General features: G+C 63.4%; 19 protein-coding genes. 13 read left to right on the plus strand and 6 right to left on the minus strand.

What is annotated here, in order from left to right; translation table 11 throughout:
* Positions 1–2 precede the first annotated feature (2 nt).
* Entirely contained in the window at positions 3–1283 is a 1281-nt protein-coding gene (locus NKJ81_RS26695) for an amylo-alpha-1,6-glucosidase (RefSeq protein ID WP_352542240.1), read from the plus strand.
* Between the two features lie 604 nt (positions 1284–1887).
* A complete protein-coding gene (locus NKJ81_RS26700) occupies positions 1888–3279 on the plus strand; it encodes an FAD-binding oxidoreductase (protein ID WP_352542241.1) in 1392 nt (463 codons plus the stop codon).
* Between the two features lie 35 nt (positions 3280–3314).
* On the opposite strand, the gene NKJ81_RS26705 is transcribed toward NKJ81_RS26700, so the two are convergent.
* The 3 genes from NKJ81_RS26705 to NKJ81_RS26715 all read right to left on the minus strand — a co-directional run bounded on the left by NKJ81_RS26705 (position 3315) and on the right by NKJ81_RS26715 (position 6451).
* The gene (locus NKJ81_RS26705) at positions 3315–4244 is read right to left on the minus strand and encodes a pseudouridine-5'-phosphate glycosidase (protein WP_352502990.1); all 930 of its coding nucleotides are present in this window, start codon (positions 4242–4244) and stop codon (positions 3315–3317) included.
* A gap of 12 nt (positions 4245–4256) precedes the next feature.
* Positions 4257–5366, minus strand: a complete 1110-nt coding sequence (locus NKJ81_RS26710) for a carbohydrate kinase (RefSeq protein ID WP_352542242.1) — start codon at positions 5364–5366, stop codon at positions 4257–4259.
* Positions 5367–5602: 236 nt separating this feature from the next.
* Positions 5603–6451: a MurR/RpiR family transcriptional regulator gene (locus tag NKJ81_RS26715; protein ID WP_352542243.1), complete on the minus strand. Its 849-nt coding sequence runs from the start codon at positions 6449–6451 to the stop codon at positions 5603–5605.
* A gap of 187 nt (positions 6452–6638) precedes the next feature.
* Between NKJ81_RS26715 and murA the strand changes: the two genes are divergently transcribed.
* The 9 genes from murA (at position 6639) to NKJ81_RS26760 (ending at position 17294) form a co-directional block, all read left to right on the plus strand.
* Entirely contained in the window at positions 6639–7895 is a 1257-nt protein-coding gene (murA, locus tag NKJ81_RS26720; RefSeq protein WP_352542244.1) for a UDP-N-acetylglucosamine 1-carboxyvinyltransferase, read from the plus strand.
* Complete coding sequence (locus NKJ81_RS26725) at positions 7892–8782, plus strand: glucosamine kinase nucleotide-binding domain-containing protein (protein ID WP_352542245.1); 891 nt, start codon at positions 7892–7894, stop codon at positions 8780–8782. The genes murA and NKJ81_RS26725 overlap by 4 nt, the downstream gene beginning before the upstream one ends.
* Positions 8783–8966: 184 nt before the next feature.
* A complete protein-coding gene (gene murQ, locus NKJ81_RS26730; protein ID WP_352542256.1) occupies positions 8967–9890 on the plus strand; it encodes an N-acetylmuramic acid 6-phosphate etherase in 924 nt (307 codons plus the stop codon).
* Between the two features lie 99 nt (positions 9891–9989).
* Positions 9990–11510 (plus strand): ABC transporter substrate-binding protein, encoded by a 1521-nt coding sequence (locus NKJ81_RS26735; RefSeq protein WP_352542246.1) that lies wholly within the window; start codon positions 9990–9992, stop codon positions 11508–11510.
* A 34-nt stretch (positions 11511–11544) separates the two neighbouring features.
* Complete coding sequence (locus NKJ81_RS26740; RefSeq protein ID WP_352502985.1) at positions 11545–12504, plus strand: ABC transporter permease; 960 nt, start codon at positions 11545–11547, stop codon at positions 12502–12504.
* Complete coding sequence (locus NKJ81_RS26745; protein ID WP_352502984.1) at positions 12504–13343, plus strand: ABC transporter permease; 840 nt, start codon at positions 12504–12506, stop codon at positions 13341–13343. Before NKJ81_RS26740 ends, NKJ81_RS26745 begins: the two co-directional genes overlap by 1 nt.
* Positions 13340–15088 carry an ABC transporter ATP-binding protein gene (locus tag NKJ81_RS26750; RefSeq protein WP_352542247.1) on the plus strand — a complete coding sequence of 583 codons (1749 nt, stop codon included), beginning with the start codon at positions 13340–13342 and terminating at the stop codon, positions 15086–15088. Before NKJ81_RS26745 ends, NKJ81_RS26750 begins: the two co-directional genes overlap by 4 nt.
* A 68-nt stretch (positions 15089–15156) precedes the next feature.
* The gene (locus NKJ81_RS26755; RefSeq protein ID WP_352542248.1) at positions 15157–16158 is read left to right on the plus strand and encodes a serine hydrolase domain-containing protein; all 1002 of its coding nucleotides are present in this window, start codon (positions 15157–15159) and stop codon (positions 16156–16158) included.
* A 5-nt stretch (positions 16159–16163) separates the two neighbouring features.
* Positions 16164–17294, plus strand: coding sequence for an anhydro-N-acetylmuramic acid kinase (locus NKJ81_RS26760; RefSeq protein WP_352542249.1), 1131 nt, complete (start codon positions 16164–16166; stop codon positions 17292–17294).
* On the opposite strand, the gene NKJ81_RS26765 is transcribed toward NKJ81_RS26760, so the two are convergent.
* Together NKJ81_RS26765 and NKJ81_RS26770 are read right to left on the minus strand one after the other, a co-directional pair.
* Positions 17291–17722 (minus strand): GNAT family N-acetyltransferase, encoded by a 432-nt coding sequence (locus NKJ81_RS26765; RefSeq protein WP_352502980.1) that lies wholly within the window; start codon positions 17720–17722, stop codon positions 17291–17293. The genes NKJ81_RS26760 and NKJ81_RS26765 overlap by 4 nt on opposite strands.
* A gap of 49 nt (positions 17723–17771) precedes the next feature.
* Positions 17772–18947 (minus strand): MFS transporter, encoded by a 1176-nt coding sequence (locus NKJ81_RS26770; protein ID WP_352542250.1) that lies wholly within the window; start codon positions 18945–18947, stop codon positions 17772–17774.
* 48 nt (positions 18948–18995) lie between these two features.
* Between NKJ81_RS26770 and NKJ81_RS26775 the strand changes: the two genes are divergently transcribed.
* The gene (locus tag NKJ81_RS26775; RefSeq protein WP_352452390.1) at positions 18996–19535 is read left to right on the plus strand and encodes an Lrp/AsnC family transcriptional regulator; all 540 of its coding nucleotides are present in this window, start codon (positions 18996–18998) and stop codon (positions 19533–19535) included.
* Positions 19536–19737: 202 nt separating this feature from the next.
* Positions 19738–20001, plus strand: coding sequence for a sigma-70 region 4 domain-containing protein (locus tag NKJ81_RS26780; protein ID WP_352503014.1), 264 nt, complete (start codon positions 19738–19740; stop codon positions 19999–20001).
* Here NKJ81_RS26780 and NKJ81_RS26785 read toward each other — a convergent pair.
* On the minus strand, positions 19995–21254 hold the full coding sequence (locus NKJ81_RS26785; protein ID WP_352472226.1) for an ABC transporter substrate-binding protein: 1260 nt from the start codon (positions 21252–21254) through the stop codon (positions 19995–19997). The two genes, NKJ81_RS26780 and NKJ81_RS26785, sit on opposite strands and share 7 nt — an antisense overlap.
* Positions 21255–21264 lie beyond the last annotated feature (10 nt).

Genomic DNA, 21264 nt, shown 5'->3' on the forward strand with positions numbered 1-21264 from the left:
CGATGATATCTCTTGCTGTCGACGAAACCATCGCCCGCGCCGTCGAGGTGCTCAGGGAAAATGACCAAGGCACCTACACCATACCGACCAAGGGCCTCTACCCGTTTCAGTGGAACTGGGATTCCTGCCTGACCGCGCTCGGCCTTGCCCACTATGACGAGGCGCGCGCCTGGACCGAGATCGACACGCTGTTCGCCCACCAATGGCCAGACGGCATGGTGCCGCACATCGTCTTCCATGTCTGGAGCGACGGCTATTTCCCCGGGCCGGAGGTCTGGCGAACCAATCGCCCGACTGCCACCTCCGGCATCACCCAGCCGGCGGTCGCCGGCTTTGCCGTGCGCCGCTTGTTCGACCAGGCCAAGGACAAGACCCCGGCGGCCGAGCGCGCCCGCGCACTGTTGCCGAAAATCGATGCCTGGCACCGCTGGTTCTACGAAAATCGCGACCCGGACGGCGAAGGGCTGGTCGCCATAATCCACCCATGGGAGTCCGGTCGCGACAACTCGATCGACTGGGACGAGGCGTTCGAGCGCGTGCCGACCGAAGGCGTCGAGCCCTACACCCGCCGCGACATCCTGCACGCCGATCCGGCGCATCGTCCAACCAAGGCACAGTATGACCGCTATGTCTGGCTGTTGCAGCATTTCCGCGGGCTTGGCTGGGACAATGCCCGGCTGCACGATGCCTCGCCATTCCAGGTCGTCGATCCCGGCTTCAACGCCATCCTGATCCGTTCCGCCGCCGACCTTGCCGATCTCGCCGAGGCACTTGGCGAAACCGAAATCGCAGAAGCCAATCGCGCCCGTGCCGAAAAGGGGCTTTCGGCAATGGAACGGCTGTGGAGCGACGCGCATGGCCAGTACATTTGTTTCGACCGAGTGGCCGGAAAGCATGTTGACAGCGCGTCGGTCGGCGGCATTCTGTCGGTATTTTCGGCCATCCCGGAAAGCCGGGCAGCGACCATCGCTGCAACGATCGAGCGCATCGCCGGCAAAACGCGTTGCATCGTCCCGTCGCACGATCCTGAGGATGGGCGCTTCGACCCAAAGCGCTACTGGCGCGGCCCGGTCTGGCTGGTGGTCAACTACATGATCGCCGACGGCCTTGCCGTCGCCGGCCACAGCCAAATCGCACAACGCATCACGCAATCCAGTCTCGAGCTGATCGCCGAGAGCGGTTTTGCCGAATATTACGATCCCCTCAACGGCGAGCCGCTCGGCGGCAATCGCTTCACCTGGACCGCGGCAATGGTGATCGAGTTCCTGAAGGGCAGAGCCTGAAGCTTCCGCCAAGGCCGCCGGCTACCAAAGCCCGTTCTGTCCGCCGAATAACAGTCGATACTATTTGCGTCTGAGGCACGTCCTGGTCCATCAAAACAGGGCCAAGGCATGCCAATCTTCACCATGCCAGAGCTATAATAATTCTTCACAAACCGCTATCTATACTGCGTCGAGGCGGGGAGAAGCGCGGCTCGCGGCACTTGGCATTCCGGTCTTCGCCTGCACCCCGGATCTGTTTCCGGACATGATGGCGGCGGCACTGCGGCGGGAGGATATCGGCGCCTGGGCGGCGGGAGCCGACATCAAGCTCATTTGCGCCGAGGCTGAGGCGCCTGGGACGCGTGAGTGAGCGTTTGCCTCGGTCCAGAATACTGGGCCGCCCGCAGGTAAGCGCTTGCGGTCAAAGGTTTGACAAATAGCCGGCCGCGCCTATGGTCGACCTGTTACAGGAGCGACGCATGGCGAAGACAACCGGCTGTATTCTTGGCGGGTTTTCCGCACATTTGCTGAACAGTAGAAATCAGCCACGGCCGCTTTCACAGCCCTCGCCCTTCCCTCTCCCGGCCGCGTCGATGCGCCCGGGCCGTTCATGTCCTTGAGCCACATGTCGCAGAAAATTACCGAGCTTCTGTCGCGGCTGGAAAAGCGGCTGGACAGGTCAGCGATTGTCTCGGCTGAGGAGGCCGGACCACGCTACCGGGAAGACCCCGACGGCAAGGACGGCGCGCCGCCGGCGATCGTCTTGCGTCCACGCACGACCGGCGAGGTGTCGGACATTCTGCGCCTGTGCAACGAGGTCGGGCAAAGGCTCCTCGTCCAGGGTGGCCGCACCGGTCTTGCGGGCGCGGCGCGCATCCAGCGCGGCGAAGCGGTGCTGTCGCTGGAGCGCATGACTTCCGTTGAGGCTATCGACCGCGAGGCGGCGACCATCATCGCCGAGGCCGGCGCGCCGCTGCAAGCGGTGCAGGAAGCCGCCGATGCGGCCGGCTTGCTGTTCGGCGTCGACATCGGAGCGCGCGGCACGGCCACCGTCGGCGGCAATGTCGCCACCAATGCCGGCGGCATCCGTGTGCTGCGCTACGGCATGTACCGGGCGCAGGTGCTTGGGCTGGAAGCGGTGCTTGCCGACGGCAGTATCCTGACCTCGCTCAAGGGTTTGGCGAAGGACAACTCCGGCTACGACCTCAGCCAATTGTTCATCGGCAGCGAAGGCACGCTCGGCGTGGTCACGCGCGCATGCCTGCGGCTGCATCCGAAGCCGGCCACCGAGATCAATGCCTTCTGCGCGCTTGCTTCGCTGGACGCGGCGATCACGTTGCTTGCGCTGCTCAGGCGGAAGCTCGGGCCCTTGCTATCGGCCTATGAGGTGAATTTCGCACCGCTCTATGGCGCCATGATCGCCGGCATGGAGGCGCCGGCGCCGCTGCCGGTCGGCTCGCCCGTCTATGTGCTTGCCGAGATACAGGGCAGCGAGCCCGACCGCGACCGCGAACGTTTTGCCGCGGTGCTGATGCAGGCGGTTGAAGATGGCGTGATCGACGACGTGGTCGTCTCGCAATCGCCGCGCGAATTCCGGGCGCTCTGGGCGGTGCGCGAGGAGGCCAACCGTTTCCTGTTTTCGATGGCAGGCCTGATCGGCGTCGATATCAGCATCCCACTGGCGAGAATGGCGACTTTCCTGGGCGAAACAGAAGCCGTCATCAAGGCCGTCGACCGCAGCGCCGACGTCTACGTCTTCGGCCATCTTGGCGATGGCAATCTGCATTATCAGGTTCGCACCGGGGATCCGGCGGCCGCATACGACATCGTCTACCGGCGCGTGGCCGCGGCTGGCGGCGGCGTCTCGGCCGAGCATGGCATCGGCCTGGACAAGAAGGAATGGCTGCACCTTGTGCGCAGCGACGCCGAGATCGCGGCCATGCGGCGCCTGAAAGCAGCCTTCGACCGGAACAACATCCTCAATGCCGGGCGCATCTTCGACCTCGCGCCGGGCTGAAATCGAAGGTGCGTAGCGCTGGCCGGGCGCTGTCTCTATCTGGTCGCGCCCTTCAATTCCGCATGCGCAACCGCGATGCGGGCAGCAAGCGCGGCGTTGTTGCGGACCAGCGCGATGTTGGCCTTCAGGCTGCGGCCTTGCGAAAGCTCATTGATGCGTGCGAGCAGAAACGGCGTCAGTTCCTTGCGCCCGATGCCGCGCTTCTCGGCCTCAGCCACGGCCGCTGCGATCGTGCCGTCGATGAACGCCGGATCGAGCGCGTCCGCTTCGGGAATAGGGTTGGCGACGAGAATGCCGGTGCCGGATTCCATCTCGTCATGCAGCAGCATGGCTCGCGCGATCTCGTCGGGCGTGTCGAGGCGATGATCGGCCTTGAGCCCGCTGGAGCGGGTGTAGAAAGCCGGAAAATCATCGCTCCCATAGGCGATCACCGGCACGCGCTGAGTTTCCAGATATTCCAGCGTCTTCGCAATATCGAGGATCGACTTAACTCCGGCGCAGACCACGGTCGTGCCGGTTTGGCCGAGTTCGGTCAGGTCGGCGGAGATATCGAAAGTGGCTTCGGCGCCGCGATGCACGCCGCCCACGCCGCCGGTCGCAAAAATGCCGATCCCGGCTAACGCGGCGATCCGCATCGTCGCCGAGACGGTGGTTCCGGCCGAGCCGCCGCGCACCATGATGGCGGCGAGATCGCGCCCGGAAGCCTTGACCACGCCCTTTGCCGCTGCCAGCTCTTCCAGCTCACGGTCGTCGAGGCCAACCTTGATCTTGCCGGCGACCACTGCGATTGTGGCGGGCACGGCGCCGTTTTCACGCACCACGGTCTCGACACCACGGGCAGTTTCCAGATTGGCCGGATAGGGCATGCCGTGGGTGATGATCGTCGATTCCAATGCCACCACCGCGCGGCCTTCATCAAGCGCAGCAGCGACTTCATCGTTCAGGTGGACAAGGAAAGGTTTCATATCATCTCGCTTTCAGGCAGGAATGCGGTACATGCCGGCGGCAAGGAAGCGCGGCGACAGATCGGGATGGACGCTGGCTTCGCTCTCGGTGGTCAGTGTGGCAAGCAGCGCGCCGGTGCGCACGGCATGAGCGACCGGCTCACCCGAAAGCACCTTGTACAGTGTGCCGGCGATCATCGCGTCACCGGCGCCGGTGATATCGACGGGCTTGGCCGGGACGGAGTGCATGGTCGTCACACCGCTCTCAGTCGCAACGGCAAATCCATGCGCGCCCACGGTCACGATCACCTCGCCGGCGCCGGCCGCGCGCAGCGCTGCCGCTGCTTCCTCCGGCGTCAGCCGCCTGTCGGCATCCGTCATGCCGAGCATCGTATTGGCCTCGTCATGATTGGTGAACAGAAGATCGATGCCGGTCAGGTCCTTCGGCAGGCGCGCTGATTTCGGCGCCGATACCGTGTCGACGGCGAGCTTGAAGCGCGCACCCTGCTTGCGCGACATCAGTGCTGCGAGGGTCGCGGCCGGCAGATTGCAGTCGATGAACACCCATGTCGCCGAAGCCAGATGCGGCCAGAAGCGGTCGAGATAGGACGACGAAAACAGATCGAAGATCTCCATGTCGGCAATGCCGAGCACGAGGTCGTTGTTGCGGTCGAGGATGGCCGCGTATTCCGCCGTCGGCCGTTCCGTGGTGGTGATGACCTGGCTGACATCGGCGCCGAGGTCGCGCAGATGCCGCACCAGTGAGCGGCCGGTTTCATCGTCGCCGACGATCGAGACGAAGCTTATGTCGACGCCGAGGCGGGCAAGGTTTTCGGCGACGTTGCGGGCAACCCCGCCGAAGCTGCGATAGCCGTCGACCGGGTTCGACGTCTCGAAAATCAGATCCTTCTTGGCGTGGTATTTGCGGTCGAGCACCGCGCCGCCGACGCAGACCATGCGCTTTGACGTCGGCAAGACGTAACCACGGCCGAGAATGTATCCCTTGTTGACGAGTTGCACGATGTGGGCCGCAACCGTCGAGCGGGCAATGCCGAGCGCGGTTGCAATATCCTGCTGGCCGGCGAACGGATTCGCCGCAATGAGGTCGAGAACCGCTTGTTCCTGTGCTCCAATGTCGTCCATCGTCTCACCTGGCCCGCCAAATTCGAGCCTGAATGTACGATATTCTAAACAACAGATGCTCTTGTCAATATTTGTTTGAAGCTGGGCGTTCCAGTCGACTGCCCGCATTTCGGCGACGCCCAGTCAGTCCACTTGGCGACTGTATCGACGTATCGATCGTGCTCACGCTGAAGGTCCGTACGCCGCGGGGATTCCGTCGAAAAACGGGACTCTTTAACACCAGGCCGCGAATACCGCTAAGCCTTCAGCACCGAGACGGCCAATTCGCTGTTGTGGACGTATTCGTTGGCGTCAGGCTGCTTCTGCACGAGCAGGATGAACAGCAGGTCGGTCAGCGTCAGTTGTGCATCACGCGCAGTTATCGATGAAGAGCGCGCGCGCTCTTCATCGGCGATCGTGTGGAGGCGAATGTCGGCAACCCGGCTCAGCGGATTGTCGCGAAGTCCGGTGACGGCGATCACGGTGGTGCCACGTTTGCGGGCAAGTTCAGCTATCCGCAGGGTTTCGATGCTCGCCCCGGAATAGGAGAGCGCGAACAGCACGTCACCTCGTCCAAGCGTCGAGACATTGGCCATTTGCACATGGCTGTCGCTGTCGTGCAGCACGTTGCGGCCGAGTTTCATCAGCTTGTAGGAAAAATCGCGCGCCACCAGCGAGGATGCGCCGACGCCGGCCAAATGAATGCGGCGCGCACCGTTCAACGCTTCGAGGGCCTTGCCGATTTCCTGCTCGGTGTTGGCCGCGACGGTCTGTTGCATCGACAAGAGCTTGCTGCCGATCAGCTTGCGCAGGATGACCAGATAGCTGTCGCCGACCTCGATCGAACCGTGGATCATGCCGGCCGGCACGTGCCATTCCTGCGACTTGGCCTCGCTGACGGCGAGCTTAAGCTCCTGATAGCTGGAATAGCCGAGCTTCTGGCTGAACTTGACGACGCTCGACTGGCTGCGGCCGATCTCGGCGGCAAGCGCCGCCGTCGACAGGCGGAGCATCTGGTCGGGATTATCGACGATATACCGACCGATCTCGCGGTCGCCGGGCGCCATGACTTCGAGCTTGGCCTCGATCTTCTTCAGGACGGACATGCGTTCCCCCATTGCCTGTCATCGACAATGCCAAGCCAAGGAATAAATTATTCCGTCTCTGATTGACAGCCAAGAATGAACCATCAAATCTCGACTGATGCAGTTGCGGCCCAGCCTTCGGGCATGTCGACGATTCGGACATGAAAAGATCGTAGACTCGCCGACAGCTCGGGATTAGGTCAGAGCCATGGACAAATTGCGGATCGTCGGCGGGCACAGGCTTGAGGGCGCGGTTACGATCTCCGGCGCCAAGAACGCGGCCTTGCCGCAAATAGCGGCGGCGTTGCTCAGCCCCTATCCGCTGCAGCTGACCAACCTGCCTGAGGTGACGGATGTCGATAACATGCTTGGCGTCGTCGGCCTTCATGGGGCCGAAGTCACCAGATCGGCGCATGCCGCCACAATCGATACCAGTGCCGCCGCTTCCAGGGAGACAAGCTACGATACAGTCAGGCGCATGCGCGCGACGGTGCTGGTTCTCGGTCCACTGCTTGCCCGCTTCGGCCATGCCCGGGTCTCGCTGCCTGGCGGCTGCGCGATCGGCGCACGGCCGGTCGACATGCATGTCGCCGCACTTGCCGCACTTGGCGCCGATATCGCGATCGAAAACGGACTGATCGTCGCGTCTGCGCCGGGCGGACTGAAAGGCGCGCGCATCGTTTTGAGCTCGCCGTCGGTCGGCGCGACCGAAACGGCGATGATGGCGGCGACGACGGCAAACGGCGAGACCGAGATCCTCAACGCGGCCCGCGAGCCGGAGGTGGCCGATCTTGCCGCCTGCCTGAACGACATGGGCGCGCAGATCGAGGGCGCCGGCACGCACCGCATCCTGATCGGGGGCAGCACAGACTGGCGCGCCGCCACGCACGACATCATCCCGGACCGGATAGAGGCCGGCACCTATGCCGTCGCAGCGGCCATCACCGGCGGTCAGCTCGAGCTGACCCACGCGCGGCTCGAGCACATGGCATCCATCGTCCAGCTGCTCGAAGCAGCCGGTGTGAAAATATGGCCGGGCGACCGCGGGCTGATCGTGTCGAGAGACGGGCCGCTCAAGGCGGTCGACGTGACGACGGAGCCATATCCGGGCTTTCCGACCGATCTCCAGGCGCAGTTCATGGCGTTGATGTGCTGTGCCGAGGGCGCTTCGCTGTTGCGCGAGACGATCTTCGAGAACCGCTTCATGCATGTGCCTGAACTGATGCGGCTCGGCGCCAATATCAAGCTGCAAGGCACCATGGCGCTGGTGCGCGGAGGCGAGAAGCTGAAGGGCGCGCAAGTGATGGCGACCGACCTGCGCGCCTCCGTCTCGCTGGTGCTGGCAGCGCTGGTGTCGGAGGGCGAGACGACGATCAATCGCGTCTATCATCTCGACCGCGGGTACGAGCAGTTGGACCGCAAGCTCCGGCTGTGCGGTGCCCAGATCGAACGAATAAGGCAATGAGTGCCGGTGGGGCGTCTCCGCATTATTTCCTGGGCGTCGATGGCGGCGGAACCGGCTGCCGGGCGCGTATCGAAGACGAGGCAGGAACCGTGCTCGGGCAAGGCCTGTCGGGCCCGGCGACAACGCGACTCGGTATAGAGGTGGCCTGGGCCTCGATTGCCAAAGCCTTTGGCGCGGCGATCGAAGAGGGAGGGTTCACGGCGGCGGAAATCGCCAGGATCCGCGCGGGTATCGGTGTTGCCGGCATCGGCCGTAAGGGTGCGCTCGAGGCGTTTCATGGCATCGAACAACCCTTTGCGAGCATCGACTTCGTCAGCGACGGCGTCGCGGCTTGCCTTGGCGCGCATTCGGGTCAAGACGGCGCCATCGTCATAGCCGGGACCGGTTCGATCGGGCTCGGCTTTGTCGAAGGGCGCGACCTGCGCGTCGGCGGCTACGGTTTTCCGATTTCCGATGAGGGCAGCGGCGCCGATCTCGGACTGAAGGCAGTGCAGCTTGCCTTGCGAGCCCATGACGGTCGGCATGAGCGGACGGCGCTGCTGGCCGAGGTGATGCAGCGCTTCAAGGACGATCCGTTCGAGGCGGTGGCCTGGATGGACCGCGCCAGTGCGACTGACTATGCCGCCCTGGCGCCGATGGTGATCCGCCATGCCGATCAGGGCGATCCGGCCGGTCGGCGGATCGTGCAAGGCGCTGCCGAGCAGATCGACACCTTCGTGCGGGTGCTGTTCGAAAAAGGCGCGCCGCGGGTTACGCTGCTCGGAGGGTTGTCCAGCCCGCTTGAGCCATGGCTCGCTCCCGACGTCCGCCGACGGCTGAAGCCGGCCGACGGCGACGCGGTTTCGGGAGCCATAATCCTGGCCAGAAAATCCCTCTGCCGCCAGTGATGCCTTGCTCGCAAGGAATATAATATTCCTACTTTCTGTTGACACAGGGAATATCGAATTCTAAAAAGTTAACGAAACAGAACCGGCGCAGCCGGTACGGAGCCGACGGCCAGGTGCAGGCACTGGACGCCGCTTGCTGTGGGCATCACAGTCCTGCTCGCAGTCGCACTTGAAAGTAAGCGAAGTGGTCGAACAAGGGTTGATGTCGGAGCTGGAGCGGCTGGTTTCCGAGGACCGGAACCCGAAAACCATGGACATCGATCTGTTGCCGACCCTCGAGGTGCTGCGCAAGATCAATGACGAGGACAAAGGCGTTGCGGCAGCCGTCGAGAAGGTCATCCCCGATATTGCTGCGGCCGTGGACCGGATCGTGAGCGCGTTCCAGGACGGTGCACGCCTTGTCTATATGGGGGCTGGCACCAGCGGCCGGCTCGGCGTCCTTGACGCCTCGGAATGCCCGCCGACCTTCGGCGTACCCGAGGACATGGTGGTGGGCCTGATCGCCGGCGGCGTCGACGCGCTGGTGCACTCTGCGGAAGGCGCCGAGGACGATCCGAAACAGGGAATAAAGGCGCTGCAGGACATCAAGCTGACCGCCGACGACGTGGTGGTCGGCATCGCTGTCAGCGGACGCACACCTTATGTCATCGGCGGCCTGACCTATGCCAAGGAGGTGGGAGCCACCACCGTGGCGTTGTCCTGCAATCCTCGATCGACCATTGCCGGCATTGCCGATATTGCCATCTCTCCGGTGGTTGGCCCGGAGGTCCTCACCGGCTCGACCCGGCTGAAATCGGGAACCGCGCAAAAGCTGGTGCTCAATATGCTGTCCACCGCCAGTATGATCCGCATCGGCAAGAGCTATCAGAACCTGATGGTTGACCTCAATCCAAGCAACAAGAAGCTTGTCGCAAGGGCGGTCAGGATCGTGATGCAGACGACCGGCTGCGCGGCACAGCAGGCACGACAGGCACTCGACCAGACCGGCAATGATGTAAAACTGGCAATCCTCGTGACGATCACCGGCATGGGTGTCGAAGAAGCACGTAAGGCGCTTGCCAACGCGGGAGGTTTCCTGCGCAAGGCGATAGGCGAAAAGACGGTGTAAAACCGCATGGATACTGGGCCGATGTTCCGGGGCGTGTGTCCCTTTGAAGCGGTCCGGGGAACTGCAAGGCATCTGGTTTAACAATAATGGGAGACGACAATGGTACGGCACATTGGCAAGAAACTGCTTTCCGGCATGACGCTCGCGGCAATGGTTGGCATCGCCGCGCTACCGGTGCAGGCGAGTGCGGCGACGCTGCATATGGCGTGGTCGCAGGACGCCACCGGTCTTGATCCGCACAAGCAGACGGCATTCTCCTCACTGCGGCTGCTGGAGCTGATCTACGAACCGCTGGTGCGGCTCGACGCAAACCTGCAAATCACGCCCGCGATTGCCGATTCATGGCAGTTCTCGCCGGGCGGCAAGGAGCTGAGCTTCAAGCTCAATCCGAAAGCAAAATTCCAGAACGGCGCCGCCGTGACCTCGGCCGACGTCAAGGCATCGTTCGAGCGCATACTCGACGAGAAGACGGGTGCTGCGGCGCGCGCGAACTTTCTCTCGATCGCCAGCATCGACACGCCCGATCCAGCCACCGTCGTGTTCCACCTCTCGCAGCCGGACGTGCCGATCCTGACGGCGATGAGCGACGTCAATGCGGCGATCGTCCCGGCAAGCGAAATCGCGGCCGGCTCGATCGGCACGACAACGATCGGCTCGGGTCCGTTCAAGCTCGAAAAATGGGATCCGAATTCCAAGGAAGTGCTTGTCGCCAACAAGGACTGGGCAGGCGGCGCGACCGGCGTCGACGGCATCGATATCAGCGTGCTGCCGGACGAGACGGCAATCCTGGCGGCGATGCGCACCAAGCAGATCGATTTTGCCCTGCTCAACGATCCGCTTGTCGCCACGCTGGTGCCCAAGGAAGCCAGCCTGCAGTTGAACCGCGTGCCGGTGCTTGCCTATCACGTGCTGCAGCTCAATCCCTCCCGCAAGCCGATGACCGAACTCAAGGTGCGTCAGGCGATTTCCTGCGCCATCGACCGGCAGGAAGTGCTGGACACCGCCTCGCTCGGCGAAGGCAAGGTCACCGGCCCGCTGACCATCCCGGCACTGGCGACCGATCCGAAGCAGTTGTTCTGCTATAAGCGCGACATTGGGAAGGCCAAGCAGTTGATGGTCCAAGCCGGCTATGCCGACGGCTTTTCGGCGACCGTGATCGGCGCCACCGGCGAGCCGCCGACGGCAGCGGCGGAAGCCCAGGTGATCCAGTCGCAACTCGCAGAAATCGGCGTCAAGCTCGACATCAAGATGATGGAGCTCAACGTCTATGTCGACGCCTGGCTGAAGGGCGATTTCGACATGGCCGTCGCGCTGAACGGCGGCAGGGCCGATCCCTACACTATGTACAACCGCTACTGGACCAAGACGGGCAATCTGCAGAAGGTGGCGAACTATATCGACGACACGCTGGACAGTCTTATGCAGAAGGGCCGCACCGAGACCGACCCGGCAGCGCGCAAAGCGATCTTCGCCGACTTCGAGAAGCACATCACTGAGATGTCGCCCTGGATCTGGCTCTACACGTCCTACAGCTACACGGCACAGCAGAAGAATATCGCAGGATTCGAACCGGTGCCGACAGGCTCGCTGTTCAGCCTCGCCAAGGTGACGATCCAGTAGCTGCTTTGATGCCGGACGAGAGGATATTCTTCGCGTGAACTATCTGATGCGGCGACTGGCGACCTTCCCTCTCGTCCTGCTTGGCGTGTCCATCGTGGTGTTCCTGGCGATCAGGATGGTTCCGGGCGATTCGATCACGGCAATGCTGGGGACCGAAGCCGGCCTGCTGACGCCGCAGCAGCGCGATGCGCTTGCAGCTTATTTCGGCATCGACCAGCCCTGGTTCATCCAATACTGGCGCTGGCTGCTTGGTCTTTTCCAAGGTAATCTCGGCATTTCGTCCACCTATGGCAGGCCGGTGCTCGACGTCATCCTCGAGCGTTTCCCGCTAACGCTGGAACTCGCCTTGCTGTCGATGATCATCGCCCTGGTTGTCGGCATGCCGGCCGGGATTTTTGCCGCCACCCATAATGAAAAGCTATCCGACCTCGGCGTGCGCGTTGTCGCAATGATCGGGCAGTCGACGCCGAACTTCGTCCTTGCCCTGCTGATCATCTACACGCTGTCGGCGGGGTTTGGCGTTTTGCCGGCGATGGGCGAGTTTTCGCCGCTGTGGCAGGATCCGCTGCGCAATCTCGGCCAGCTGTTGCTGCCTGCGGTCACGCTTGGATTTGCCTTCGCGGCTTCGGTGACCCGCATATCGCGTTCGGCGATGCTCGATGTGCTCAGCGACGACTATGTCAGGACGGCGCGCAGCAAGGGCGTTTCGGCGCGCGGCGTCATCTGGCGGCATGCTTTGCCCAACGCGCTCATCCCGGTCGTGACGCTGAGCGGCATAGAGTTCGGCTACCTCCTGGGCGGAGCTGTCATCGTCGAGCAGATCTATGCGCTGCCCGGTCTCGGCCGCATGGTGCTGGATGCCATCCTGCAGCGCGACTACGCGCTGGTGCAGGGAAGCGTGCTATTCATCGCCTTCAACTTCATGATCGTCAATCTCCTCGTCGACCTCGCCTATGTCGCGCTCGACCCGCGTATCCGGCTAAGCGAGCACTGATGGCGACATTGCGGGCTATATTTGCGCATCCCAGCGGCCGGATCGGCGGTGCCATCGTTGCGCTTTATCTGCTGCTTGCCGTGCTTGGCATGCTGGGGCTGACGCCGCACAATCCGTTGACGCAGCACCGGGTCGAGCGACTGCATGCGCCTGACGGCATCTACTGGATGGGCACGGACCTGTTCGGCCGCGATGTCGCAAGTCGGCTGATGACCGGGATCGACCAGTCCTTCATCGTGGCCTTCTTTTCGGTCGCCTTTGCGACACTGGCCGGCACCGTGCTCGGGCTGGCGGCAGCCTGGTTCGGGCGCCGCTGGGACGGCATGGTGATGCGCATCATGGACGTTGTGCTGGCGTTCCCGGCGATCCTGCTGGCGCTGCTGATCGTCGCGGTTGCGGGACCGGGAACCTCGACCAGCGTCATTGCCATCGCCGTCGTCTACACACCGATCTTCACGCGCGTCGTGCGAGGTCCGGCTCTGTCGCTCAAGGCGCGCGAGTTCGTCGACGCGGCCCGCACGTTCGGCAGCAGTGCGGGCTATATCGTAACACGGCATCTGCTGCTCAATCTGGTGGCGCCACTGACGGTTCAGGTGACGCTGGCGCTGGCCTGGGCACTGCTGACCGAAGCCGGCTTAAGCTTCCTCGGGCTCGGCACGCAGCCGCCCGCCGCGTCGCTCGGCCTGATGCTGAGCGACAGCCGCAATCTGATGGAGACAGCTCCCTGGCTGATGATCTTCCCGGGCGTGGCGATCATGATCGGCATCCTCGGTTTCAACCTGCTCGGCGATGCGTTGCGCGATGTCCTCGACCCGAAGATGCGGAGATCGATCGCATGATCCCGCTGCTGTCCGTCAGCGGATTGCACGTCGGCTTCGGTCGCAACCCGCAAGCCAATGAGGTCGTGCGCGGCGTCAGCTTCGATCTCGCCGACGGCGAAACGCTGGCCATCGTCGGCGAAAGCGGCTCGGGCAAGTCGGTCACGGCGCTGTCGATCAATCGCCTCGTCGATTATGGCGGCGGCCGCATCACCGGCGGGTCGATCAAGCTGAGGCGGGCCGACGGCAGCACCTTCGACCTGACAGCCGCAGCCGAGCCGCAATTGACGAAGATCCGCGGCGGCGAAATCGGCATGATCTTCCAGGAGCCGATGACCTCGCTCAATCCGGTGCTGACCATCGGCAGGCAGATCGAGGAATCGTTTCGCCTGCATCGCGGCCTGACCGGCCGGCGAGCGACGGCGGCGGCCAAGGACGCGCTCGACCGCGTGCGTATTCCCGACGCTGCACGGCGGCTGAAATACACGCCCAACCAGCTTTCGGGCGGCATGCTGCAGCGGGTGATGATCGCCATGGCGATTGCGTGCAACCCGCGCCTGCTCATTGCCGACGAGCCAACGACGGCGCTGGATGTTACGGTGCAGGCGCAGATCATGGCGCTGCTCGCCGAGTTGAAGCAGGAAACCGGGATGTCGATGATCTTCATCACCCACGACATCGGTCTGGTTGCAGGCATCGCCGACAAGGTGATGGTGATGCAAGGCGGAGAAGCTGTCGAGCAGGGCGCATTGAACCAGATATTGGACGATCCGCGGCATCCCTATACGCGGCATCTGCTTCATGCGGTGCCGCATTTCGCCGGCGGCAGTGCCGCACGCAAGGACGTGCAACGCGAAACGCAAAAAGCTGCCGAGCCGGCGCTGAAGGTCGATGGCCTCGTAGTGCGGTTTCCGGTCAAGGCTGGGTTTTTCAGCCGTACCAGCGGTGCCGTCCATGCCGTGGACGGTGTGGATTTCGAGCTAATGCCGGGCGAGACATTGGCGGTCGTCGGCGAGAGCGGTTCCGGAAAGTCCACCACCGCCCGCGCGATTCTGGGGCTGGTGCGCTCGACGCGCGGCACGATCTCGGCCAGCGCGCGCAAGCCCGTCACCGGGCAGAGCGCCCTTCCCATGCAGATGGTGTTCCAGAATCCCTATGGCTCGCTCAATCCCAGACTCACCATCCAAAGCATCCTCGCAGAGCCTGTGATCGCTACCGGCGGACGGATAACTGCTGAAACGCGGGCGAAAATGGCCGCGCTGCTGAAACGCGTCGGCCTTCCGGAAAACAGCCTGCAGCGCTATCCGCACGAATTCTCCGGCGGCCAGCGGCAACGCCTGTGCATCGCTCGCGCGCTGATGCTCAATCCTTCGGTTGTCGTCCTCGACGAAGCGGTTTCGGCGCTCGATGTGTCGGTGCAGGCCAGGGTGTTGGAGCTTTTGATCGAGCTGCAGCGTGAATTCGGGCTGGCCTATCTGTTCATCTCGCATGACATGGCTGTCGTCGAGCGGATCGCCCATCGCATCGCGGTCATCTATGCCGGCCAGATCGTCGAGATCGGCGATGCCAGATCGGTGCTCTCGGAGCCGAAGCACTCCTATACCAAACAGCTTATCGCGGCCGTTCCTACTATAGACCGGCGGCATGAACGTTTCGAGCTGGACACGCGCCAGGTCCCCTCGCTCGTGCGTCCGCTGGGGTTTGAGCCGGGGCCGGCCAATTGGCAGCAATTCGGGCCGGATCATAGGGCACGGGTGGAAGCGTGATGATTGTCGCTCGAAAGCATGCAGAGTCAGACGGACAGCCCCTCGCTGCCTTCCAAACGGAGGCGTAGTTGATCGACCATGATTTCTTCTCCCGCGCATTCGCCCCGCTCGAAGCGGCCGTGGCCGCATCGCGCATTCCGGGCTGCGTGCTCGGCATAGTTGACGGGGACGGCGAACGCATCGTCCGGGCAATCGGCTCAGCCCAAGTCGTGCCCAAGATACGGCCGATGCATGTCGGGACATGGTTCGACCTGGCCTCCCTGACCAAAGTCATCTTCACCACGTCGCGTATCCTGGCACTGGCGGAAGAAGGCGTCGTCGACCTCGACGCGCCGCTGATTTCCGTCCTGTCCGACCTTCGCCAATATGACGAAAAAGCCTGGGAACGGAACGTAACGTTTCGCCAGTGTCTCGGCCATCAGACACCGTTTCCCGCCGTCGCGCCGATCTACACCTATGGCCACGATCCGGACCTGCTGCGCGCCTTCATCCTGCAGCGCGAATGGCAGGCTGGCGAGCCGGTCTATTCTGATATCAACTTCATCCTGCTCGGCTTCGTCCTAGAGCGCCTGTCTGGCAAGACCATTCGCGAGATGGATCCCGGTCCGGGCTTCGCGTTCTCCGCCGAACCAGATCAAGCGGCGGCGACCGAAGACTGCACATGGCGTCATCGCGTGCTCTGCGGCGAAGTCCACGACGACAATTGCTCGGCCTTGCAAGGTGCCGGTCACGCCGGCCTGTTCGGAACGGCGGCTTCGGTCCTCGACTTTGCGCAAGGGCTGCTGGACGGGACCGGCGCGTCGCAGCGTTCGATCGCGCTAATGCGCACGCCCTTGTCGGCAACCCGCACCCATGGCTGGGAGCGACCCTACGAAGGCTGGTCCGGCGGCCGGTTATGCAGCCCCGAAACCATCGGGCATACCGGCTTTACCGGTGTCGGGCTGTGGGTCGACTTCGACAAAGGCAGAGCCTGGACCTTGCTCACCAACCGGATCCATCCGACACGTCATTTCAACAGCGGGATCGTAGCGCTTCGCCAAGCGGTCGGCGATCTCGTCAACGGAGCCTGACAACCATGAATCCGAAAAATGGCGAACCCATGTGGGCCGTCGGCCTGATGACCGGCACCGTGCTGGACGGCAATATCGATGTCGCGCTGATCAAGACCGACGGCGAACGGATTGACGACTTCGGCATCTACACGCTTGCCCCCTACCCGCAGTCGATCCGGACCTTGCTGGAAGAGACGCTGCGGCAGGCAAGGAGCTGGAATTTCACAGGGCCGGAACCGGCAATCTTCGACGAGGCAGAGGAAGCGCTGACGCGCGCCCAGTCCGCGGCAGTCAAGGATCTGGTCGAAAGCCACGGGCTGACGATGGCCGATATAGGGGTCGTCGGCTTCCACGGCCAGACCGTGCTGCACCGTGCCCCGCAAGTGGGCCGACTGGGCCAGACCCGCCAGCTTGGCGACGGCGAGCTGATGCATGCCATCCTTGGCACCAGGGTCGCCTATGACTTCCGCTCGGCCGACATGCGCGCCGGCGGCCAGGGCGCGCCGCTGTCGGCCGCCTATCACGCCGCGCTGCTGCGCGAAGCCGACGCCACCGGCGACACGGCGGTGCTCAATCTCGGCGGCGTCGCCAACATCACCTGGTGGGATGGCACGGACAATGTTGTTGCCTTCGACACCGGGCCCGCCAACGCACCGCTGAACGATTTCATCAAATCGAAGGGGCTCGGCGAAATGGACCGCGACGGCGCCCTTGCCCGCGCCGGCACGGTCGACGAAGCGCGGCTGGCCAAGCTCCTGCAGCATCCGTATTTGACCAAACCCTACCCGAAATCGCTGGACCGTTTCGATTTCGGCGCCTCAATGGCGGACGGAATGAACGCCGAGGACGGCGCAGCCCTGCTGACGGCCTTCACCGCGGCCGCCGTCGGCAAGGCGCTCGATCTTCTGCCGCGCCGGCCGAAGCGGCTGGTGGTCAGCGGTGGCGGTCGACACAACCCAACGATCATGGCCATGCTTGCCAGCCGCGCTGGCGTCGAAGCGGTTCCGGCCGAGGCGCTTGGCTGGAAGGGCGATGCGGTGGAGGCGGAGTGTTTTGCGTTCCTGGCAGTGCGCGTGCTCAGGGGCTTGCCGATCAGCTTCCCCAGTACGACCGGCGTGCCAAAGCCGATGTGCGGCGGACGCCTTGCCGGCTAGTCAGGCTTCAGCCTCTTCTGCAGGAAGATGCGGCTGCGGCCGACGGGAAAATCGGCAAGCACGCCGAAGGGCTGATAGCCCTGGCGCTCATAGGCCTTGGCGGCCTTGGGATTGAACGTGTCGATCCAGGCGCCGCGACAGTCGCGCGCGATCGCCTCCCTCTCGGCCGCCTCGAGCATCCTGCCGGCCATGCGGTGACCGCGCAGTTTTTCATTGACCCAGAGCCATTGCACATAGAGCCAGCCCCAGGCGGTGTATCCCGAGATGCCGGCGACAATAGCGCCGTGCTCATCGCGCACGAACACGGCCAATGCCTTCCTGCAGGAGGCGCCGACATCACTGTCGTTGAACGCCGCAAGCCGCTCTCCGAGAAAAGCCAGCTCGTGCGGCAAGGGGTCGGCGGTTGTCTCAAGCGTTGTATTGTCCATCCACCAAGCATCTATCGAAGGACGGGACCGAGACGCAAGCCTTGCTGTGCTATAGCTTCGGCGAACGCCACGCCGCTGCCGCAGCAGCGATTAGCATGAGCAAGGCTGCAACCACCGCCGATGCCGCAAAACCGAACGTGGAATAGAGCGGTCCGAACGCCGTGGTGCCGACGAACACCGCAAGATAGGTCACCGCGCTGTTCAAACCCATGATCGTGCCGCGGCGCGCAGGGTCGAGCGCCGACAGGCGCATCACCAGCACGTTCAGCCCGAAATGATTGGCAAGGCCCCAGACGGCTATCACCGCTATGGTCAGATGAAAACTACTGCTTGCCGCGGCAATCGCGACATAGACGACCGCGACGAGCAGGTAGGCAAACGGCATGACACGCCGCGCACCCAGGCGATCGATAACGCCGTCAAGGAGCGCCGCCGCGCCAAAGCCGACACCATAGGCGAGCGCGGCCAGCCCGTTCGCGCTGACCGGCCGTCCCAAGCCGTTGTGAAGGTGATCGCCAAGATAGCCGTAGATGCCGTAGAACGCGGTCATGAAGGCGGCGCAGGCGACCAGCAGCGGCACTATGCCCGGAACGGCCAACGCACCCAGCGGCGTCGGTGCCGGACCGCTCTTCCTGACATCGCTCAGCGACGTCAGCGCCAGGCTTGCCAATGCGAGTGCTGCGAGCACCGCGACCGCCGCGAAAACGGCGCGCCAATGCACCAGATCGGCAAGTACGGCCGACAGCGAAACGCCGGCGACCATGCTCAGCGTCCAGCCGGTCAGCACGACGCCTATGGTGCCGCTTTCACGACCGGGCGGCGCAATCGCGGCGGAGCTGGCATAGATTGCCGGCATGGCGACACCTGCAGCGATGCCGGCGAGAAGCTGGGCCGCGACCAGCGTCGTCACGGTCGGCGCAGCGGCGCTGGCGACGAGCGCTATCGCCAGCAGCAGCAACGCCCCTTGCAGCATGCGACGGGCGCCAAGCCGATCGATATAGCGCGCCAGGAACAAGGCGCTCGCCGACGTACCGAGCCCGAACGCGGCGGACGCGATCATAACCGCCGGCACGCTTGTGCCGAAGGACGCGGCCACCGCCGGTGCGATCGGACCGAGCACCAGCGAGTTCGAGCCGATCACGGCAATGCATCCGGTGAGGAGGTAAGCGAGGGCCGGGATAGGCGGCCTTGCTGTAAATGTTGCGACTTGATCAGTGTTCGACATATGGCGATAATGGCCGTATTAAATTCTGCATCAATCGGGAATTTTAATATGGATGAAGAAACAGATGGCATTCCGCAGAACAGGCCCGCCGCCCGCGATATCGATGCAACCGACCGAAAAATATTAGGCGTTCTGGTCGACGACGCCACGATCAGCTATGCCGAGCTCGGCGACCGCGTCGGCCTTTCACCGCCGGCAGCCCATGAACGCGTCAAGCGCCTCCGGCGCAGCGGCGCCATCCGCAACACCGCGGTCATCATCGATCCCAAGGCGGTGCACAAGCCGCTGCTTGCCTTCGTCCATATCGACACAAAGGGGTGGGGAAAGACGCCGGAGCTGATGGCAATCTCCGAACACCCCGAAGTCGAGGAGATCCATTCGGTGGCCGGCGACACATGCATGCTGATCAAGGTCCGCACCGAGGACACGCGGGCGCTCGAGGGCCTGCTGTCGCGCCTCTACGAAACACCCGGCGTCACCTCGACCCGAAGCTATGTGGTCCTGTCGACCTATCTCGAGCGGCCGGTGCAGCCGGGGATAACGACGGAATGGCCGACCCCCCGGCACATGGCCAAGCCGCTTTATTAGCTCAAACGGTCCTCACGCGTATCCAAAGTCGAACCGGAAACGTCTCAGGCAAGCATCCTGTGGTCATCCGTCGGGCCGGTTCGTTTGCGCCGGTTCTTGGATCCGACTGGATGCCTGTTGCGCAACCGGAGACACGCGATGAGAAAATTGATCGTGGGCAGCTTCATTTCGCTGGACGGCGGGCCAGGGCGCGGATCGCGCCATCGAGCGGCTGGTGATCCATCTGCCGCCCAAGGAGCGCGCCTGCGTCCTGCTCAAGGATGTCTTCGACTATTCGCTGGAAGAGATTGCCGATCTCGTCGGCTCGACCGTGGGTGGTGTCAAAGCTGCGTTGAACCGAGGCCGCTCTGGGCTGGTGCGGTGGTCGTTTCCAGGCCGGCCTGACCAGCAACAGGACATGCAAGTGTCCGGCATCAACCTCAATGGAATGGGATCGATGCCGGACAAGACATGGGCGGCTTACTGAAGCTTCGCCTGCAGGGCGTTGACGTCATCCGTCGTCATTTCGCCGTCGGTCGTCACCTTGCCGTCGACGATCTTCCAGAGGCGGAACGGGCCGGTGATGTCGCCGTATTTGTCGAAGGCGACCGGGCCGATGACGCCTTCGTAGCGGATCGGCTTGCCATCCTTGATCAGGCCGAGCGCCTTGGCGAACTCATCCTTGCCGGCATAGATCGGCGTGCCGGCCGGGTCGACCGCCTTGTACATCGCCTCCTTGATCTTGGCCGGATCCTCGGAGCCCGCAATGGCGATGGCCAGGCCGACGATGGCGCCGGCATCATACGACCGGTCGGCCGCCGGGTTCGACGGTTCGATGCCCGAAAATTCCTTATAGTTCTTGGTGAAATACTCGGTCGATGCGGTCGGGCTGGTGCCGGAGGAAGTGCCGTACGCATCCTTCAGATAATCCGCGCCAACGGATTCGATGAAGTCCGGGCTGTTCATGCCGTCATTGAGCAGGAATTTCTGGACACCGCCCTGCGAAATCCAAGTGCGGGCGATGGTTGCGCCGTCGACAGGCGTGCTGACGAGATAAAGCCCGTCGGGCTCGCCGGCCATCGCCGCCGTCACTTCCGAGGCATAGCTCGACTGCTTTTCATTGTAGGGCGTGTCGGAGACGATGGTGCCGCCGAGTGCCTTATAGGCGCGCGAAAATTCCGCCACCATGTTGACGCCGAAGTCGTTGTTGACGTGGATGACCGCCAGCTTCTTGAAGCCTTTGTCGATGGCATATTTGGCGGCGGCGACGCCCTGCAGCGCATCAGATGTGATGGTGCGGAAGAAGATGCCGTTGGTCTTGCCGTCGCGCCCGAGCGCCGTCAGCGTCGGCGACGAGGAAGCAGGCGACACCTGGACTATCTTGGCCGGAGCGGTGACCGAGGTCAGGATCGGGATCGACACCGAGGAGATGATGCCGCCGATGATCACTGGCACCTTCTTGACCTGCACGAGCTGCGTCGCGGCGTCGACCGCAATGTTGCCCTGGCTCTGGCTGTCGCGCGTGTCGGTTGCGAGATCGCAGCCGCGGACGCCACCCGCATCGTTGATGTCGCGGAAGGCCATCTCGACCGATTTGGCGCCGGCCTGGCCGTACTCGCCGGCCGGGCCTGTCAGTTCCATGACGAGGCCGACGGTGATCTTGCAATCGGCGGCTTGCGCTGCGCCGGCCGCTGTCAGCAGTGCGAGCGCGGTGGTGATCTGAAGTATGGTCTTTTTCATTGTTGTTCCC

It is taken from the genome of Mesorhizobium sp. M0018 (genome assembly GCF_040323955.1).
Classification (GTDB): domain Bacteria; phylum Pseudomonadota; class Alphaproteobacteria; order Rhizobiales; family Rhizobiaceae; genus Mesorhizobium.

Excerpts from the sequence above, each read along its gene's own strand:
- NKJ81_RS26695 (WP_352542240.1), top strand. The coding sequence starts at position 3 with ATGATATCTCTTGCTGTCGACGAAACCATCGCCCGCGCCGTCGAGGTG.
- NKJ81_RS26700 (WP_352542241.1), top strand. The coding sequence starts at position 1,888 with ATGTCGCAGAAAATTACCGAGCTTCTGTCGCGGCTGGAAAAGCGGCTG.
- NKJ81_RS26705 (WP_352502990.1), bottom strand. The coding sequence starts at position 4,244 with ATGAAACCTTTCCTTGTCCACCTGAACGATGAAGTCGCTGCTGCGCTT.
- NKJ81_RS26710 (WP_352542242.1), bottom strand. The coding sequence starts at position 5,366 with ATGGACGACATTGGAGCACAGGAACAAGCGGTTCTCGACCTCATTGCG.
- NKJ81_RS26715 (WP_352542243.1), bottom strand. The coding sequence starts at position 6,451 with ATGTCCGTCCTGAAGAAGATCGAGGCCAAGCTCGAAGTCATGGCGCCC.
- murA (WP_352542244.1), top strand. The coding sequence starts at position 6,639 with ATGGACAAATTGCGGATCGTCGGCGGGCACAGGCTTGAGGGCGCGGTT.
- NKJ81_RS26725 (WP_352542245.1), top strand. The coding sequence starts at position 7,892 with ATGAGTGCCGGTGGGGCGTCTCCGCATTATTTCCTGGGCGTCGATGGC.
- NKJ81_RS26735 (WP_352542246.1), top strand. The coding sequence starts at position 9,990 with ATGGTACGGCACATTGGCAAGAAACTGCTTTCCGGCATGACGCTCGCG.
- NKJ81_RS26745 (WP_352502984.1), top strand. The coding sequence starts at position 12,504 with ATGGCGACATTGCGGGCTATATTTGCGCATCCCAGCGGCCGGATCGGC.
- NKJ81_RS26750 (WP_352542247.1), top strand. The coding sequence starts at position 13,340 with ATGATCCCGCTGCTGTCCGTCAGCGGATTGCACGTCGGCTTCGGTCGC.
- NKJ81_RS26760 (WP_352542249.1), top strand. The coding sequence starts at position 16,164 with ATGAATCCGAAAAATGGCGAACCCATGTGGGCCGTCGGCCTGATGACC.
- NKJ81_RS26765 (WP_352502980.1), bottom strand. The coding sequence starts at position 17,722 with ATGGACAATACAACGCTTGAGACAACCGCCGACCCCTTGCCGCACGAG.
- NKJ81_RS26770 (WP_352542250.1), bottom strand. The coding sequence starts at position 18,947 with ATGTCGAACACTGATCAAGTCGCAACATTTACAGCAAGGCCGCCTATC.
- NKJ81_RS26775 (WP_352452390.1), top strand. The coding sequence starts at position 18,996 with ATGGATGAAGAAACAGATGGCATTCCGCAGAACAGGCCCGCCGCCCGC.
- NKJ81_RS26785 (WP_352472226.1), bottom strand. The coding sequence starts at position 21,254 with ATGAAAAAGACCATACTTCAGATCACCACCGCGCTCGCACTGCTGACA.